At 71.8% G+C, this 16899-nt stretch carries 12 protein-coding genes; 7 read left to right on the forward strand and 5 right to left on the reverse strand.

Annotated elements, in window-relative coordinates:
- On the reverse strand, positions 1-2013 hold a 2013-nt coding region (locus SSOG_RS15150; RefSeq protein ID WP_009715100.1), incomplete at its 3' end, for a sensor histidine kinase.
- A gap of 354 nt (positions 2014-2367) precedes the next feature.
- Between SSOG_RS15150 and SSOG_RS15155 the strand changes: the two genes are divergently transcribed.
- Entirely contained in the window at positions 2368-3138 is a 771-nt protein-coding gene (locus SSOG_RS15155) for a protein phosphatase 2C domain-containing protein (RefSeq protein ID WP_039937640.1), read from the forward strand.
- A gap of 465 nt (positions 3139-3603) precedes the next feature.
- On the opposite strand, the gene SSOG_RS15160 is transcribed toward SSOG_RS15155, so the two are convergent.
- On the reverse strand, positions 3604-4137 hold the full coding sequence (locus SSOG_RS15160) for a MarR family winged helix-turn-helix transcriptional regulator (RefSeq protein WP_106516400.1): 534 nt from the start codon (positions 4135-4137) through the stop codon (positions 3604-3606).
- A 210-nt stretch (positions 4138-4347) separates the two neighbouring features.
- Between SSOG_RS15160 and SSOG_RS15165 the strand changes: the two genes are divergently transcribed.
- The gene (locus tag SSOG_RS15165; protein WP_039937643.1) at positions 4348-5238 is read left to right on the forward strand and encodes a lysozyme; all 891 of its coding nucleotides are present in this window, start codon (positions 4348-4350) and stop codon (positions 5236-5238) included.
- 105 nt (positions 5239-5343) lie between these two features.
- Positions 5344-5922 (forward strand): TetR/AcrR family transcriptional regulator, encoded by a 579-nt coding sequence (locus SSOG_RS15170; RefSeq protein WP_039937645.1) that lies wholly within the window; start codon positions 5344-5346, stop codon positions 5920-5922.
- Between the two features lie 66 nt (positions 5923-5988).
- On the opposite strand, the gene SSOG_RS15175 is transcribed toward SSOG_RS15170, so the two are convergent.
- The 3 genes from SSOG_RS15175 to SSOG_RS15185 all read right to left on the reverse strand — a co-directional run bounded on the left by SSOG_RS15175 (position 5989) and on the right by SSOG_RS15185 (position 9807).
- Positions 5989-6540 (reverse strand): NAD(P)H-dependent oxidoreductase, encoded by a 552-nt coding sequence (locus SSOG_RS15175; protein WP_039937646.1) that lies wholly within the window; start codon positions 6538-6540, stop codon positions 5989-5991.
- Positions 6541-6639: 99 nt separating this feature from the next.
- Positions 6640-9048: an endopeptidase La gene (gene lon / locus SSOG_RS15180; protein ID WP_039937648.1), complete on the reverse strand. Its 2409-nt coding sequence runs from the start codon at positions 9046-9048 to the stop codon at positions 6640-6642.
- A gap of 93 nt (positions 9049-9141) precedes the next feature.
- Positions 9142-9807, reverse strand: a complete 666-nt coding sequence (locus tag SSOG_RS15185; RefSeq protein ID WP_245606301.1) for a rhomboid-like protein — start codon at positions 9805-9807, stop codon at positions 9142-9144.
- 205 nt (positions 9808-10012) lie between these two features.
- Here SSOG_RS15185 and SSOG_RS15190 point away from each other — a divergent pair, with 205 nt between their 5' ends.
- The 4 genes from SSOG_RS15190 to SSOG_RS15205 form a co-directional block, all read left to right on the forward strand.
- The gene (locus tag SSOG_RS15190) at positions 10013-10747 is read left to right on the forward strand and encodes a spermidine synthase family protein (protein WP_009715108.1); all 735 of its coding nucleotides are present in this window, start codon (positions 10013-10015) and stop codon (positions 10745-10747) included.
- 139 nt (positions 10748-10886) lie between these two features.
- The gene (locus SSOG_RS15195; RefSeq protein ID WP_009715109.1) at positions 10887-11627 is read left to right on the forward strand and encodes a response regulator transcription factor; all 741 of its coding nucleotides are present in this window, start codon (positions 10887-10889) and stop codon (positions 11625-11627) included.
- The gene (locus SSOG_RS15200; RefSeq protein WP_078510317.1) at positions 11624-12832 is read left to right on the forward strand and encodes a sensor histidine kinase; all 1209 of its coding nucleotides are present in this window, start codon (positions 11624-11626) and stop codon (positions 12830-12832) included. Before SSOG_RS15195 ends, SSOG_RS15200 begins: the two co-directional genes overlap by 4 nt.
- Before the next feature lie 233 nt (positions 12833-13065).
- On the forward strand, positions 13066-16899 hold a 3834-nt coding region (locus tag SSOG_RS15205; protein ID WP_009715111.1), incomplete at its 3' end, for a multifunctional oxoglutarate decarboxylase/oxoglutarate dehydrogenase thiamine pyrophosphate-binding subunit/dihydrolipoyllysine-residue succinyltransferase subunit.

Here is a 16899-nt window from a genome sequence, read left to right on the forward strand (position 1 = left end):
GGCTGCTGCTCGCGCAGCGACACCCCGTACGCCGTGCCGTGCGGCGAGCCGGGTCACCACGTACAGGCCGAGCCCCAGCGGATCGTCCGGCTGCGGGCCCTGGCAGTACTCGGGGACCTTGTCGGCGAGCCGTTCGTTCAGCTCCGCGAGGCGCTCGGGCGTCATGCCGATGCCCTCGTCCTGGACGGAGAGCATGACCTCGCCGCTCTCCAGGAGCCAGCCGGACACCTGCACCGCCACGTCCGGCGGCGAGAACGCCGTGGCGTTCTCCAGCAGTTCGGCGATCAGATGGCTGATGCTGTCCGCGGCGAACCCGGCGACCTGGGCGTGCGGCGGCAGCGACTGGAGGTGCACCCGGTCGTACCGCTCGACCTCGCTGATCGAGGCGCGCAGCACGTCCAGCAGCGGCACCGGGCCGGGGTGGTTCGCCTGGTGCTCGGAGCCCGCGACGATGAGCAGGTTCTCGCCGTAGCGGCGCATGCCGGTGGCGAGGTGGTCGAGCTGGAAGAGCGTTTCGAGCCGGTCGGGGTCCTGCTCCTGCTCCTCCATGGACTCGATGATCGCCAGTTGGCGTTCGATCAGGCCCAGGCTGCGCAGCGCCAGGTTGACGAAGCTGCTGTGGACCCGGGCGCGCAGCCCCTCCAGCCGGGTGGCGACCGCGTCCCGTTCGGCGCGCAGCGCGTCCGCCTCGTCGGCCAGCCGCTGCCGCTCACCGACCAGCCGGGTGCGGTCGCCGTCGAGCGTGGTGAGGCGCTCGTGGTGGCGCAGCGCGGCCTGGTGGAGCTCGTTGACGGCCCGTACGGCGTCGGCGAACTCGTCGTCGCGGCCCTTGAAGGCGATCGGCTCCTCGGCGGCCGGGTCGGCGGCGACCCGGCGGGCGCCGAGCCGCAGCGCGGCCAGCGGGCGGGTCATCGAGCGGGCGCTGTGGATGCTGGTGCCGAGGGCGAGCAGCAGACAGGCACCGGCCAGGGCGATGCTCACCTCGAGGGCGGTGACGTCGTCGTCGCGCAGCTGCCCGAGCCGGGTGATCTCGGTGGAGGCGAGCGCGGACTCGGCCCCGCGCATCCGGTCGATGCGAGCGGTCAGGGCGGTTTCGAGGCGGCTCTTGTTTACGAACAGGTCCTGGCCGGAGAGCCGGGGCTGATCGGTGAGCCGGGCGAGGTAGCGCTCGGCGGTGGTGACCTCGGTTCCGTTGACGGTGCGGCCGTAGGCGTCGCGCGCGGAGGCCGGGGCGAGCTGCTGGAAGTCGGCGAGCGCGGACTGCTCCCGCACCTCGGTGCGCTGGGCGGCCGCGGTCAGCCGGGACCGGCCGCCGCGGTCGGCGAGCGCGGCGAGCAGCAGCCCGCGGGTGGCGGACGCCTGCTCCACGGCGCGGCCGAGCGGGGCGAGCGCGGGGGCCGGACCGGTGTCGGCGTCGGCCGGGAGCTTGCGGGCGAGGGTGTCGGCGACCCGGTTCAGCGCCTGGACGGCCTCGGTGTACGCGTCGAAGACGTCGAGGGACGAGCCCTTGCCGGTCAGGGCCTGCTGGCGGATCTCGGGGAGGGTGTCCAGTAACGCGCCGAGGGCGGCCGGGACCTGTCCGCGCACCTCCTCGACCTGCCGGTCGACGCGGGCCCGCTGGTCCTCGGAGACGCCGCCCCCGGCGGAGGTGGTGCGGCCCGCGGCGACGAACGCCGTCATCGCGTCGCGCTCGTCGGCGAGGGAGTGCGCGAGGGACACCGTGCCGCGGTTGGTCTCGGCGAGGTCGACCAGCTTCTGGGCCTCGGTGGCGTCGTCGAGGGCGCCGAGGACGGCGGGGGCACCGGCGGCGAGGACGGCGACGGAGACGAGGGCGACGGACGCGGTCAGCCGGTTGCGGACCCGCGCGGTGCGCCCGCGCGGCGGCTGGGGCGCCGGGGCCTGGGGAACGGACCCGGCCGCCGGAGGGGTCTCTTCGGCAGCCCCCTGCTCGTGCTGATCACGGGGCTCACTGATGTGCTCGCGCTTGGTGCCCCGAAGCCGCTTCTTCCGCACCGGTGCTCACCATCTTTTCTCGCCCGACCGCTGTGGTTCCAGACCGCTGTGGTTCAGAGGTGACGACGGATCAACTCTTGTCATCCCCCACCCCCGGTGGGGATTCCGACCCTTGCAGGGACGACTCCGGGGCGGATACGCATCACCCACCCGGCCCACCCGAACGAGTGAACCGCATTGCGTAGTTGAGCACCAACTTTCGTCACGGACCATACCCGGCGACCGAAATTCCCGGGCTGGAAAACGCTTGTCCGTCCTGGCAGGATGCGCATCCCCCTGCCCACCTTCCGCGGCCGCGCCCCCGGAACGGGAGCTACCGGTGAGCCGCCGGTGGCCGTCCGGCAGACTGATGGCATGCGCATCGAACTCGCGACCGCCCCCGGCGATCCGCGGCGCCCCAACGAGGACTACGCGTCGGTGGCCCTGCCCGCGTCCGGAGACGGCGGCGCGCTCGTCGTGCTCGACGGGGTGACCCCGCCCGAGGGCGACGCCGGATGCGCCCATGGCGTGCCCTGGTACACCACCCGGCTCGGCGGCGCGCTGCTGGAGCTGACCGGTTCGCGGCGGGACGCGCCGCTGGCCGACTGCCTCGCGTACGCGATCGCGCGCACCGCCGAGGCACATAGTTCAACTTGTGACCTTTCTCACCCCCTCACCCCCCAGGCCACCGTGGTCGCGGCGCGCTGGGACGCGGACCGGGTCGAGTACCTGGTGCTCTCCGACTCCGTCCTGCTCATCGAGCGGACCGGGGGCGCGGTGACGGCCGTGCTCGACGACCGCATCGACCGGCTGCGCGCCGAGGGGCGGCGAGTAGGCCCGCTGCGCAACGTCGAGGGCGGCTTCTTCACCGCCGCGGCCGATCCGGCGGTGACCGCCAAGGCGGTCACCGGCAGCCTGCCGCGCACGGAGGTACGGGCACTGGCGGCCCTCACCGACGGGGCGTCGCGCTGGGTCGAGGTGTTCCGCGAGGGCGACTGGGCCGCCTGCCTCGGGCTGCTGCGCAAGGAGGGCCCGCAGGCGCTGATCGACCGGGTGCGGGCGGCGGAGCGGGCCGACCCGGACCGGACGGCCTTCCCCCGGGGCAAGGCCCACGACGACGCGGCGGCCGTGCTCGTCGAGCCGTAGCGGACCGCGCTCTCGCGACGGTCCGTCCACGACAGCCTGAGCGGCGGCACCAGTGCGGGGAGTCGCTGCCGAACCGCAGGGGCCGTTGGCGGGCGTCCGTCGCCGAGACGGCGAGCGGCCGTTGTCGCGGCGGCCATCGGCGGGGAGCGTAGGCGCGGCGGCCATCGGCGGGCGGCGTGCAGGCGTTGGCGCGACGGCCCTCGGCGCGGCGGTCCTCGGCGCGACGGCGGTCGGCGCGACGGCCCTCGGCGCGACGGCCCTCGGCCGTTATCGCGGCGGCTGTCCCCGCCGGGTCGCGGCGCCCACCCGCCGCCGGACCTGCGCGGCCTCGCGCGCGGCGACCGACCGCCCCGGCGGGCCGTCAGCCCATCCACGTACCGCCGTCTTCGGGAGCCGGGTACCGCAGTCGCCACACCCACGTCGCCGGATCGGCGCGGCTCGCCGATCCTGACGTACATGAGCGCCCTACTGGTCCCGCTCCACGCGGGCCGTCTGCCCGGGCTCGTCGGCTTCCTGCGAACTGTTCAACCGGTGCAGCAGCCGCGCGAGTTCGGCGACCTCGCTGCGCTCCCAGGCGGCGAGCCGGCGGGCGTACCGCGCGCGCCGGGCGCCCCGGACCCGTCGGAAACGGGCCCGGCCCTCGTCCGTCAGCTGCACCAGGAAGGCCCGGCCGTCCGCCGGGTCGGGCGCCCGGGTCACCAGCCCGAGCCCCTCCAGCGCGCGCAGCTGACGGCTCATCGTCGCCTTGCCCACACCGATGTAGGCCGCGAGGTCCGTCGCGCGCTGCTCCCCGGCGTCCTCCAGGCGCATCAGCAGCCCGTACGCGGCGGATTCCAGGTCGGGGTGGACCTCGCGCGCCAATTCGCCCGAGGAGGCGCGGGCGCGGCGGAGGAAGACCGCCAATTCGCGCTCCAGCGCCAGGAACGCATGGTCCACACCAATTCCGCCCACGGTGCCGCCCTCGCCCTCCTCGGGGGGCGTTGCCCCGTTGTTGTGCACGTCAGAGCCCTCTCCGGGTTTTCACATCGTGAAAGTTTCTTGCACGCACGGCTGTTACCGCAGCTCCATCAGTATTTCGCAGGATTAGACCAACGGCAGCCCGCTCCGACCCTTCCCCGTCGCTATCTACGCCCGTAGCGTCACTTATGACATGGCCATACCAACCGCATGTCTTCCCCGCTCCCCCCACCGAGGCTTCGGAGGCACGCCATGCCCGTCCACAGACCCGGCCCGACCCGGCGCACCCCCGGCGCGCTGATCGGCCTGCTCGCCGCCCTCCTTTCCGCCCTCCTCACCGCGTCCTTCGCGCTGTCCGGCCCCGCGTTCGCCGATGACGACCCGACCGACGATCCGGCCGTGGACGGCGGCACGAAGGCCATCCCCCACCCCGAGGACGATTGGGCGGGTTCACAGATTCTCAAACACGAGGGCGGCTCCACGACCGGCGAGCCGCCGTCACCGGCCGATCTGCTCGCCACCGTCGAAGGGGTGGACGTCAGCAGCCACCAGGGCAACGTCGCCTGGTCGACCCTCTGGAGCAGCGGGGTCAAGTTCGCCTACGTGAAGGGGACCGAGGGCACCAGCTACACCAATCCGTACTTCGCCCAGCAGTACAACGGCTCGTACGACGTGGGCATGATCCGCGGGGCGTACCACTTCGCGCTGCCGGACAACTCCTCCGGCGCCGCCCAGGCCAACTACTTCGTCGACCACGGCGGCGGCTGGAGCAAGGACGGCAAGACGCTGCCGGGCGCGCTGGACATGGAGTACAACCCCTACGGCGCCACCTGTTACGGCAAGAGCGCCAGCGCGATGGTCAGCTGGATCAAGGACTTCACCAGCACCTACAAGTCGCGCACCGGCCGCGACCCGGTGATCTACACCTCCACCAGCTGGTGGAAGAGCTGCACCGGCAACTCCAGCGCCTTCGGCGGCGTCAACCCGCTGTGGATCCCGCGCTACGGCTCCTCCGTCGGTGAGCTTCCGGCGGGCTGGGGCTTCCACACCATCTGGCAGTACACCTCCTCCGGCCCGACGGTCGGCGACCACAACCTGTTCAACGGAGCGATCGACCGGCTGAAGGCGCTCGCCAACGGCTGAGCCCTGCTCGTTCCTCGCCCTCCTCGCCCTCCAGTGCACGGACAGGTCTGTCTGTACGCTGGAGGGCATCGGCCGTACCCCCGGCCCCTCCCGAGGAGCATGACCATGAGCAGCGCCCGGCCCTCCGCCCGCGACCGGATCCTGTCCACGGCGACCGGGCTGTTCAACGCCCATGGGATCCGGGGCGTCGGAGTGGACCGGATCATCGCCGAGTCGGGCGTGGCCAAGGCGACGCTGTACGCCCACTTCCGCTGCAAGGACGACCTCGTCCTGGCCTATCTGCGCGCCACGGACACCCACTGGCGCGGGGCGCTGACCGAGGCCGCCGAGGCCGCCGGGCCCGATCCGCGCGACCAGCTCACCGGTGTCTTCGACGCGCTGGGCGCGGCGACCCTGCGGGACGGCTTCCGCGGCTGCGCGTTCACCCGGACCGCGGGCGAGACGGAGCCGGGCACCGAAGCGCACGAGGCGACGGCCGAGCACAAGCGCGCCGTACGGGCCTGGCTGACCGAGCTGGCCCGGGCGGCAGGGGCCGCCGACCCCGCGCAGCTCGCCCTGCGGATCTCGCTCCTCGTCGACGGCGCGATGGCCGCGGCGGCGCTGGAGCCCCGGCCGGAGTTCGCGGAGGCGGCGCGGGAGGCGGCGCGGGCGCTGATCGCCGAGGCGTGCCCGGCCCGGGTGTAGCACCCCGGATACGACGAACGAGGGCCCGGCCGCGCACGAGGCGGCCGGGCCCTCCGTCCTGTGTCCTTACGCGACGGCGAGGTCGCGCTCGCGCGGCACCCCGGACGCCAGCAGCGAGCGGTAGTGCTCCTGGTGGGCGGCGAGCGCCGCGCCGCCCATCCCGTGGGTGCCGTGGACGACGAACGGCTCCTCGTAGCGCATGCCGGTGATGTTGGCGGTCGCGTCGAAGGTGTTGAGCAGCTCGGCGACCGTGAAGCGCTTGAACCCCTCGGGCCGGTACATCTCCTCCGAGGCACCCGCCGTGGTGGCGACGAGCAGCGCCTTGCCGCGCAGCGCGGTGCCCTGCGAGCCGTACGCGAAGCCGCGCAGGAACACCTCGTCCAGCCACTTCTTCAGCAGCGGCGGCGCCGAGTACCAGTAGAAGGGGAACTGGAGCACGATCCGGTCGTGCTCCAGCAGCAGCCGCTGCTCCCGCTCGACGTCGATGGCCAGGTCCGGGTAGGTGGCGTACAGGTCGTGCAGCGTGACGCCGTCCACCGGACGCGCGGCCTCGGCGAGGGCGGCGTTGACGCGTGAGGCGGGGAGGTCGGGGTGGGCGAGGACGACGAGAGTGCGCACGGGTTTCCTCCGCGAGAAACAACGAATGAACAGACAGGTCTGTCTGGCTCGCCGCTCAAGCTACCAGACAGACCTGTCTACCCTCAATGAAGCGCCCCGCTACGCCGCCACCGGGACCTCCGGGGTGGTCGCCGAGGCGGGCTGGAGGGCCAGCTCCAGGACCTGGCGGACGTCCGAGACCGGGTGGACGTCCAGCTTCTCCAGGACCTCGGCGGGTACGTCGTCCAGATCCGGCTCGTTCCGCTTGGGGATGATCACGGTGGTCACCCCGGCCCGGTGCGCCGCCAGCAGCTTCTGCTTGACGCCGCCGATCGGCAGCACCCGCCCGGTCAGCGAGACCTCGCCCGTCATCGCCACGTCCGGCCGCACCTGGCGGCCCGAGAGCAGCGAGGCCAGGGCGGTGGTCATGGTGATGCCCGCGCTCGGGCCGTCCTTGGGCACCGCGCCCGCCGGTACGTGGAGGTGGATGCCGCGTTCCTTCAGGTCGCCGACGGGCAGCTCCAGCTCCGCGCCGTGGGAGCGCAGGAAGGAGAGGGCGATCTGGGCGGACTCCTTCATGACGTCGCCCAGCTGGCCGGTCAGGGTCAGCCCCGCGCCGCCCGTCTCGGCGTCCGCGAGCGACGCCTCCACGTACAGCACGTCGCCGCCCGCGCCCGTCACCGCGAGCCCGGTCGCCACGCCCGGCACGGAGGTGCGGCGCTCGGCCGGGTCCTGCGCGGACTCGGGGGTGTGGTGCGGCCGCCCGATCAGCGGACGCAGCTCCTCCACGCCGACGGTGAACGGCAGTTCCCGCTCACCCAGCTCGTGCTGGGCCGCCACCTTGCGCAGCAGCCGCGCGATCGAGCGCTCCAGGGTCCGTACGCCCGCCTCGCGGGTGTACTCCCCGGCGAGCTTGCGCAGCGCCTCGTCCGCCACCTCGACCTCGCCCGGCTCCAGACCGGCGCGCTCCAGCTGCCGGGGCAGCAGGTGGTCACGGGCGATGGTGACCTTCTCGTCCTCGGTGTAGCCGTCCAGCCGCACCAGCTCCATACGGTCCAGCAGCGCTTCCGGGATGGCTTCCAGGACGTTGGCCGTGGCCAGGAAGACCACATCGGACAGGTCGAGTTCGACCTCCAGGTAGTGATCGCGGAAGGTGTGGTTCTGCGCCGGGTCCAGGACCTCCAGCAGGGCGGCCGCGGGGTCGCCGCGGAAGTCGGAGCCGACCTTGTCGATCTCGTCCAGGAGGACCACCGGGTTCATCGAGCCCGCCTCCTTGACGGCCCGGACGACCCGGCCGGGCAGCGCGCCCACGTACGTACGCCGGTGACCGCGGATCTCCGCCTCGTCGCGGACGCCGCCGAGCGCCACCCGGACGAACTTCCGCCCCATCGCGCGGGCCACGCTCTCGCCGAGGCTGGTCTTCCCGACGCCGGGCGGGCCGACGAGCGCCAGCACGGCCCCGCCGCGCCGCCCGCCCACGACCCCGAGGCCGCGGTCGGCGCGGCGCTTGCGCACCGCCAGGTACTCGGTGATCCGCTCCTTCACGTCCTCCAGGCCCGCGTGGTCGGCGTCCAGCACCGCCTGGGCGCCCGGGATGTCGTACGCGTCCTCGGTGCGCTCGTTCCACGGCAGCTCCAGGACGGTGTCCAGCCAGGTGCGGATCCAGCTGCCCTCGGGGCTCTGGTCGCTGGCCCGCTCCAGCTTGTCGACCTCCTTCAGCGCCGCCTCGCGCACCTTCTCGGGCAGCTCCGCGGCCTCGACCCGGGCCCGGTAGTCGTCGGACTCGTCCTCCGGATCGCCGTTCAGCTCGGCCAGCTCCTTGCGCACGGCCTCCATCTGCCGCCGCAGCAGGAACTCGCGCTGCTGCTTGTCGACGCCCTCCTGGACGTCCTTGGCGATCGACTCGGCCACGTCCTGCTCGGCCATGTGGTCGCTCAGCCAGGTCACCGCGAGCTTGAGCCGGGCCACCGGATCGGCCGTCTCCAGCAGCTCCACGCGCTGGGCGACGCTGAGGAAGGGCGAGTATCCGGAGTTGTCGGCGAGCTGCGAGACGTCGTCGATCCCCTGCACCCGGTCCACGACCTGCCAGGCACCGCGCTTGCGCAGCCAGCTGGTGGCCAGCGCCTTGTACTCCTTCATCAGTTCGGTGACGGCACCGGGCAGCGGATCGGGCACGATCTCCTCGACCGCGGTGCCCTCGATCCACAGCGCGGCCCCGGGCCCGGTCGTCCCGGCCCCGACCCGCACCCGCCGCACCCCGCGGATGAGCGCCCCGGGATCCCCGTCGGACAGCCGGCCCACCTGCTCGACGGTGCCGAGCGTGCCGATGCCCGCGTACGTCCCGTCGATACGCGGCACCAGCAGCACCCGTGGTTTCCCGCCGTCGGACCGGGCGGCGGCCTGCGCGGCCTCCACCGCGGCGCGCACATCGGTATCGGAAAGGTCCAGCGGCACCACCATGCCGGGCAGCACGACCTCGTCGTCGAGAGGCAGGACGGGCAGGGTGAGTGGTGTGGACAGCGAAGCCATGATCTCCCCTTCGGCAGGCAAGTTGAGCTATGTGGACTCAATGCCTGGGGGGGCTCAGGTGTTCCCGGGGACGTGTTCGCTGTGAGCGATCGCTTACCGGGCGACCCGGCGGACGTAACGCCAGCAGGCGACGCCGGTCAGCAGGGCGAGGGCGTGGCCCCAGTCGGTGAGCGGGTCGAAGTGCACCAGGCTTCCGGCGATCAGTGCCGCGCCGATCCCGCCGGTCAGCGCCCAGCGCTGGCGGGGTGACAGCAGTCCGGCCAGGGCTCCGGCGCAGGCGATCAGGCCGTAGCTGACGCCGTAGTCGAGGCGGCGCAGCGAGCTGTCCGGGAGATGGCCGACGGCGACGGACGCGGCGACCGGGATCTCGGTGAGCAGCGTCGCGAGGACGTGGCCGAGGAGGAAGACCCCGGCGGTGCGGAGTCCGCCGACGCGGCGCTCCAGCGCGCCGAGCACGAGGAGGAGGACGACGAGGTACGGCGAGGTGATGCCGCCCACCACCCACAGCGCGCTGGCCAGCAGGGTCAGCAGTGGCCGCTGGGACAGGTTGGACACATCGGTGCTGGAGACGGTGAGCAGGTCGTGGACGGTACGGGGGTCGCCGAGGTGGGCGTAGAGGCCGGTACCGAGGAGGATCAGGGAGTAGAAGAGGGAGAACGGCGCCTCGGTGGGCACCGTCCGGAGCCGGGTCCACCCGGGTGCGCGGAGACGGCGGGCCGGGAGGCGGGGCACGCCGGGCCGCTCCACCGATGCCGTCACCACGGACCCCCTTCCCTCGTCGCGCGCGTACGGGGCGTATATCCACGCAGAACGCTCAACAGCCACCGACCGGTGAGTCATCTCACCGATCACGCGATGTGACGGCCGTCACATCTGTGCCGCGTCTATCGGTTGGACCGGCAGGTCGCCGCGGCGCGAGGATGAGGCCGTCAGCTCACCCGAAAAGGCCGGGAGGAACCGCCCCATGCAGTCGCCGTACGACATCGCCGACGACCGGCCGGTCACCGTCGACCGCCGGGAGGGCCCGTACGGCGAGGTGGTTCTGCGGCGACGGGGAGAGGGCGGCGGGAGCGGCGGCCGCGGCGACGGCGCCGTCTTCGAAATCATCGCCAACGGGTGCTTCCTCATGGACACCTCCGACGGCCGCTCCGAGCGCCGGCTGATCCGCGCCGCGCTCGACGCGCTGCCGGACGGGCGCCCCTCCCCCGCGCTGCTCATCGGCGGCCTCGGCGTCGGGTTTTCGCTGGTCGAGGCGGTGTCCGAACCCCGGTGGGGGCGGATCGCGGTGGTCGAGCGGGAGGCGGCGGTGATCGACTGGCATCGGGACGGACCGCTGGCCGAGGTGTCCGGCGAGGCGCTGACCGACCCGCGCGCGGAGATCGTCCATGCCGATCTGGTGGCCCATCTGCGCGACGCCGGGGAGGGCGCGGAGCCCTACGACGCGCTGTGTCTGGACATCGACAACGGACCCGACTGGACCGTCACCGAGGACAACGGCGGGCTGTACTCCCCCGCCGGACTCGCCGCCTGCGCTGCCCGCCTCACCCCCGGCGGAGTACTGGCCGTCTGGTCGGCCCAGCCGTCGCCCGCATTCGAGCGCGCTCTCCGGAATGCCGGGTTCACGCAGGTGCGTACGGAAGAGATCGCCGTTGCCCGGGGTGTGCCCGACGTGGTGCATCTCGGGATTCGAGGCGCGTAGCCGAGCCGCGTAGGCTGCCCTTACGCTTGCTTGCCTACGAAAAGTGGCCGGTTATGACCAGACGCGGAAGACGTGGGTTTCGGCACACGTGTGACGGTAGGCGGCCGCGGATTCACGGGAACGACGCAGGGGCGGGCGTATGGAGCAAATGCACAACGGCCACAACGGGGGCGCCACGACCACCCCGGGCGCACAACGCCGGATCCTCGTCGTCGAGGACGACCCGACCATAGTGGACGCCATCGCGGCCCGCCTGCGGGCCGAAGGATTTCAGGTACAGACGGCCGCGGACGGTCCGGCGGCCGTGGACACGGCCGAGGCGTGGCAGCCCGATCTGCTCGTCCTCGACGTGATGCTGCCCGGCTTCGACGGCCTGGAGGTCTGCCGCCGGGTGCAGGCGCGGCGGCCGGTTCCGGTCCTGATGCTGACCGCCCGGGACGACGAGACCGACATGCTGGTGGGTCTCGGGGTCGGCGCCGACGACTACATGACCAAGCCGTTCTCGATGCGCGAGGTGGCGGCCCGGGTGCACGTCCTGCTGCGCCGGGTCGAACGGGCGGCGCTGGCCGCGAACACCCCGCGCAGCGGGATCCTGCGGCTGGGCGAGCTGGAGATCGACCACGCCCAGCGCCGGGTGCGGGTGCGCGGCTCGGACGTCCATCTGACGCCGACCGAGTTCGACCTGCTGGTCTGTCTGGCGAACAGCCCGCGCGCGGTGCTCTCGCGGGAGCAGCTGCTGGCCGAGGTGTGGGACTGGGCGGACGCCTCCGGCACCCGGACCGTGGACAGCCACATCAAGGCGCTGCGCCGGAAGATCGGCGCGGAACGGATCCGTACGGTGCACGGCGTCGGCTACGCCCTGGAGACGCCCGCGGCATGAAGAAGCCTCCCGGGACCACATGGGCTCTGGACCAGCACCTGCGGCGGGTGCGGAGCCTGCCCCGGAGCGAGCGCATCCGCCGCACCTGGAGCCGGGTCTGGGAGGCGCTGAAGCCGTTCGACCCGTACCGCTCGGTCAAGGCGGCGCTGGGCGCGCTGGTCATCGGGTCGGTCATCATCACGACCCTGCTGGTGTTCGCGGCCATGCACTCGGACACCGAGCTGCGCGTGATCACGGTCTTCTCGATCATCGCCTCGCTGCTGATCACCCAGTTCGTGGCGCACGGGCTGACCGCCCCGCTGGACGAGATGACCCTGGTCACCAAGGCGATGGCGCACGGCGACTACACCCAGCGGGTGGGGGCGGCCCAGCGCCGGGACGAGTTCGGCGACCTGGCCAGCTCGTTCAATCGGATGGCGGCCGACCTGGAGGCGGTGGACACCCACCGCAAGGAGCTGGTCGCCAACGTCTCCCACGAGCTGCGCACGCCGATCGCGGCCCTGCGCGCGGTGCTGGAGAACGTCGTGGACGGGGTCTCGGAGGCGGACCCGGAGACGATGCGGGTCGCGCTGCGCCAGACCGAGCGGCTGGGGCGGCTGGTCGAGCAGCTGCTGGATCTGTCGCGGCTGGACAACGGCGTGGTGCCGCTGCACGCGCGCACCTTCGAGGTCTGGCCGTATCTGGCCGGGATCCTCAAGGAGGCCAGCATGGCCAAGGGCGCGGACGCGGGCTCCGGCAAGCACACCCGTAAGGACGTCCACCTCGACCTCGACGTCTCGCCGCCGGAGCTGACCGCCTACGCGGACGCCGAGCGGCTGCACCAGGTCATGGCCAACCTGATCGACAACGCGATGAAGCACAGCCCGGCGCACGGCCGGGTCAGCGTGCGGGCGCGGTGCGGTGAGGAGCCGGGGAGCCTGGAGCTGGAGGTGCAGGACGAGGGCCCGGGCATCCCGGAGGCGGAGCGGCACCGGGTGTTCGAACGCTTCAACCGGGGCAGCCTCTCGCCGAACCCGGCGGGCCCGGCGCCCGGCACCCGTCCGCGGCCCGGTCAGGGCAGCGACGGGGGGACCGGCCTGGGGCTGGCCATCGCGCGCTGGGCGGTTGATCTGCACGGCGGCCGCATCGGGGTGGCTGAATCCCCTCGGGGCTGCCGGATCAAAGTCACCCTTCCGGGGGACGTCCAGAGATCAAAATTGACGTAAAGTCGGTGTTGGAAGCGCACATCTGAGCGGTGTGGCTGCACTTTTGTGTGTCCACATGCTGGACGGTTACAGCGGAACCACGTGTGTTTCCCGCCACGCCATGCGCTGAAACCCGCCGATGAGTGTGACTTAGACGACGATGACCAGTGCGGCCTGCACGTAAGGGGTCAAGAGGCGTAGCCTTTATTCCCGCTGTCCACCACCTTGTGAAGCGGAAGAGGGCGGTTACCGCCGTGTCGCCACAGTCCCCCAACACCTCGAGCGTCTCGACCGACGAGCAGGACGGGCAGGGAACTAGCCCTGCCGCTGCCTTCGGCCCCAATGAGTGGCTCGTCGACGAGATCTACCAGCAGTACCTCCAGGACCCGAACTCGGTCGACCGAGCCTGGTGGGACTTCTTCGCCGACTACAAGCCGGGCCAGGACACCGGTTCAGCGGTGGCTACGCCACCACAGGGAGTGACCGGAGGCGCTGCCCCGGCTCCCGCCGCGAAGGCACCGGCCCCGGCCAAGCCCGCGGACGCGGCTCCGGCCGCGAAGCCCGCTGACGCCCAGCCCGCGGCTGCCAAGCCCGCCGCGGCTGCCCCGGCGCCCGCGAAGCCCGCCGCGGCCCCCGCGGCGAAGGCTCCGGCCCCGGCCAAGCCCGCGCCGGCCAAGCCGACGCCCGCCGAGCCCACGGCCTCCGCCAAGCCGGCGAAGGCCGAGCCCGCGGCCGGTCCCGAGCTGGTCACGCTGCGCGGCCCGTCCGCCGCCGTCGCGAAGAACATGAACGCGTCGCTGGAGCTGCCGACGGCCACCTCGGTCCGCGCGGTTCCGGTCAAGCTGCTGTTCGACCAGCGCATCGTCATCAACAACCACCTCAAGCGCGCCCGCGGCGGCAAGGTGTCCTTCACGCACCTCATCGGCTACGCCATGGTGCAGGCGCTGAAGGCGATGCCCTCGATGAACTACTCGTTCACCGAGAAGGACGGCAAGCCGACCCTGGTCAAGCCGGAGCACATCAACCTCGGCCTCGCCATCGACCTGGTCAAGCCCAACGGCGACCGCCAGCTCGTCGTCGCGGCGATCAAGAAGGCCGAGACGCTGAACTTCTTCGAGTTCTGGCAGGCCTACGAGGACATCGTCCGCCGCGCCCGCGCGAACAAGCTGACGATGGAGGACTTCACCGGCGTCACCGCCTCCCTCACCAACCCCGGCGGCATCGGCACCGTGCACTCCGTGCCGCGGCTGATGCCCGGCCAGGGCCTGATCGTGGGCGTCGGCGCGATGGAGTACCCCGCCGAGTTCCAGGGCACCTCCCAGGACACCCTGAACAAGCTGGGCGTCTCCAAGGTCATGACGCTGACCAGCACCTATGACCACCGGGTGATCCAGGGGGCCGCCTCCGGCGAGTTCCTGCGCATCATGAACCAGCTGCTGCTCGGCGAGAACGACTTCTACGACGAGATCTTCAAGGCGCTGCGCATCCCCTACGAGCCGGTCCGCTGGCTCAAGGACATCGACGTCAGCCACGACGACGACGTCACCAAGGCGGCCCGGGTCTTCGACCTGATCCACGCCTACCGGGTCCGCGGCCACGTCATGGCCGACACCGACCCGCTGGAGTACCGCCAGCGCAAGCACCCCGACCTCGACATCATCGAGCACGGGCTCACCCTGTGGGACCTGGAGCGCGAGTTCGCGGTCGGCGGCTTCTCGGGCAAGTCCATGATGAAGCTGCGCGACATCCTGGGCGTGCTGCGCGACTCGTACTGCCGCACCACCGGCATCGAGTTCATGCACATCCAGGACCCCAAGCAGCGCAAGTGGATCCAGGACCGCGTCGAGCGCAGCCACGACAAGCCGGAGCGCGAGGAGCAGCTGCGCATCCTGCGGCGGCTCAACGCGGCCGAGGCGTTCGAGACCTTCCTCCAGACGAAGTACGTCGGCCAGAAGCGGTTCTCCCTGGAGGGCGGCGAGTCCGTCATCCCGCTGCTGGACGCGGTGCTGGACGCGGCCGCCGAGTCGCGCCTGGACGAGGTCGTCATCGGCATGGCCCACCGCGGCCGCCTCAACGTCCTTGCCAACATCGTCGGCAAGTCGTACGCGCAGATCTTCCGCGAGTTCGAGGGCAACCTCGACCCGAAGTCGATGCACGGCTCCGGCGACGTCAAGTACCACCTGGGCGCCGAGGGCACCTTCACCGGCCTCGACGGCGAGCAGATCCAGGTCTCGCTGACCGCCAACCCCTCCCACCTGGAGGCGGTGGACCCGGTCCTGGAGGGCGTCGCCCGCGCCAAGCAGGACATCATCGGCAAGGCCGGCACGGACTTCACCGTCCTGCCCGTCGCCCTCCACGGCGACGCCGCCTTCGCCGGTCAGGGCGTGGTCGCCGAGACGCTGAACATGTCGCAGCTGCGCGGCTACCGCACCGGCGGCACCGTGCACATCGTCATCAACAACCAGGTCGGCTTCACCGCCGCCCCGGCCGCGTCCCGCTCCTCGATGTACGCCACCGACGTGGCGCGCATGATCGAGGCGCCGATCTTCCACGTCAACGGCGACGACCCCGAGGCCGTCGTCCGCGTCGCCCGGCTGGCCTTCGAGTTCCGCCAGGCGTTCAACAAGGACGTGGTCATCGACCTCATCTGCTACCGCCGCCGCGGCCACAACGAGACCGACAACCCCGGTTTCACCCAGCCGCTGATGTACGACCTGATCGACAAGAAGCGCTCGGTGCGCAAGCTCTACACCGAGTCGCTGATCGGGCGCGGCGACATCACCCTGGAAGAGGCCGAGCAGGCGCTCCAGGACTTCCAGGGCCAGCTGGAGAAGGTCTTCACCGAGGTCCGCGACGCGGTCTCGGCCCCGGCCCAGCCCGAGGTCCCCGAGCCGCAGCCGGAGTTCCCTGTCGCGGTGAACACGGCGGTCTCCCAGGAGGTCGTCAAGCGGATCGCCGAGTCCCAGGTCAACACCCCCGACCGGATCACCGTCCACCCGCGGCTGTTCCCGCAGCTCCAGCGGCGCGCGGCGATGATCGAGGACGACACGATCGACTGGGGCATGGGCGAGACCCTCGCCATCGGCTCGCTGCTCATGGAGGGCACCCCGGTCCGGCTCGCCGGCCAGGACTCCCGCCGCGGCACCTTCGGCCAGCGCCACGCGGTGCTCGTCGACCGCGAGACCGGCGACGACTACACCCCGCTGCTCTACCTCTCCGACGACCAGGCCCGCTACAACGTCTACGACTCGCTGCTCAGCGAGTACGCGGCGATGGGCTTCGAGTACGGCTACTCGCTGGCCCGCCCGGAGTCGCTGGTCATGTGGGAGGCGCAGTTCGGTGACTTCGTCAACGGCGCGCAGACCATCGTCGACGAGTTCATCTCGTCCGCCGAGCAGAAGTGGAACCAGACCTCTGGTGTCACGCTGCTGCTGCCGCACGGCTACGAGGGCCAGGGCCCGGACCACTCTTCGGCCCGGATCGAGCGCTTCCTCCAGCTGTGCGCGCAGAACAACATGACGGTCGCCACGCCGACGCTGCCGTCGAACTACTTCCACCTGCTGCGCTGGCAGGTCCACAACCCGCACCACAAGCCGCTGGTCGTCTTCACCCCGAAGTCGATGCTGCGCCTGAAGGCCGCGGCCTCGAAGACCGAGGAGTTCACCTCCGGCGCCTTCCGCCCCGTCATCGGCGACGAGAAGGTCGACCCGGCGGGCGTCCGCAAGGTGATCTTCTGCTCCGGCAAGGTCTACTACGACCTCGAGGCGGAGCGCGAGAAGCGCGGTGCGAAGGACACGGCCATCATCCGGCTGGAGCGGCTCTACCCGCTGCCGGGCGCCGAGGTCCAGGCCGAGATCGCCAAGTACGCGGGCGTCGAGAAGTTCGTCTGGGCGCAGGAGGAACCGGCCAACCAGGGCGGCTGGCCGTTCATGGCCCTCAACCTGATCGACCACCTGGAGCTGGCGGTCGGCGAGGACGTCCCCGCCGCCGAGCGGCTGGTCCGCGTGTCGCGCCCGCACTCGTCCTCGCCCGCGGTGGGGTCGAACAAGCGGCACCAGACGGAGCAGCAGGCGCTGGTGAGCGAGGCC

Origin of the sequence: Streptomyces himastatinicus ATCC 53653 (assembly GCF_000158915.1) — a bacterium.
In the GTDB taxonomy this organism is placed as follows: Bacteria; Actinomycetota; Actinomycetes; order Streptomycetales; family Streptomycetaceae; genus Streptomyces; species Streptomyces himastatinicus.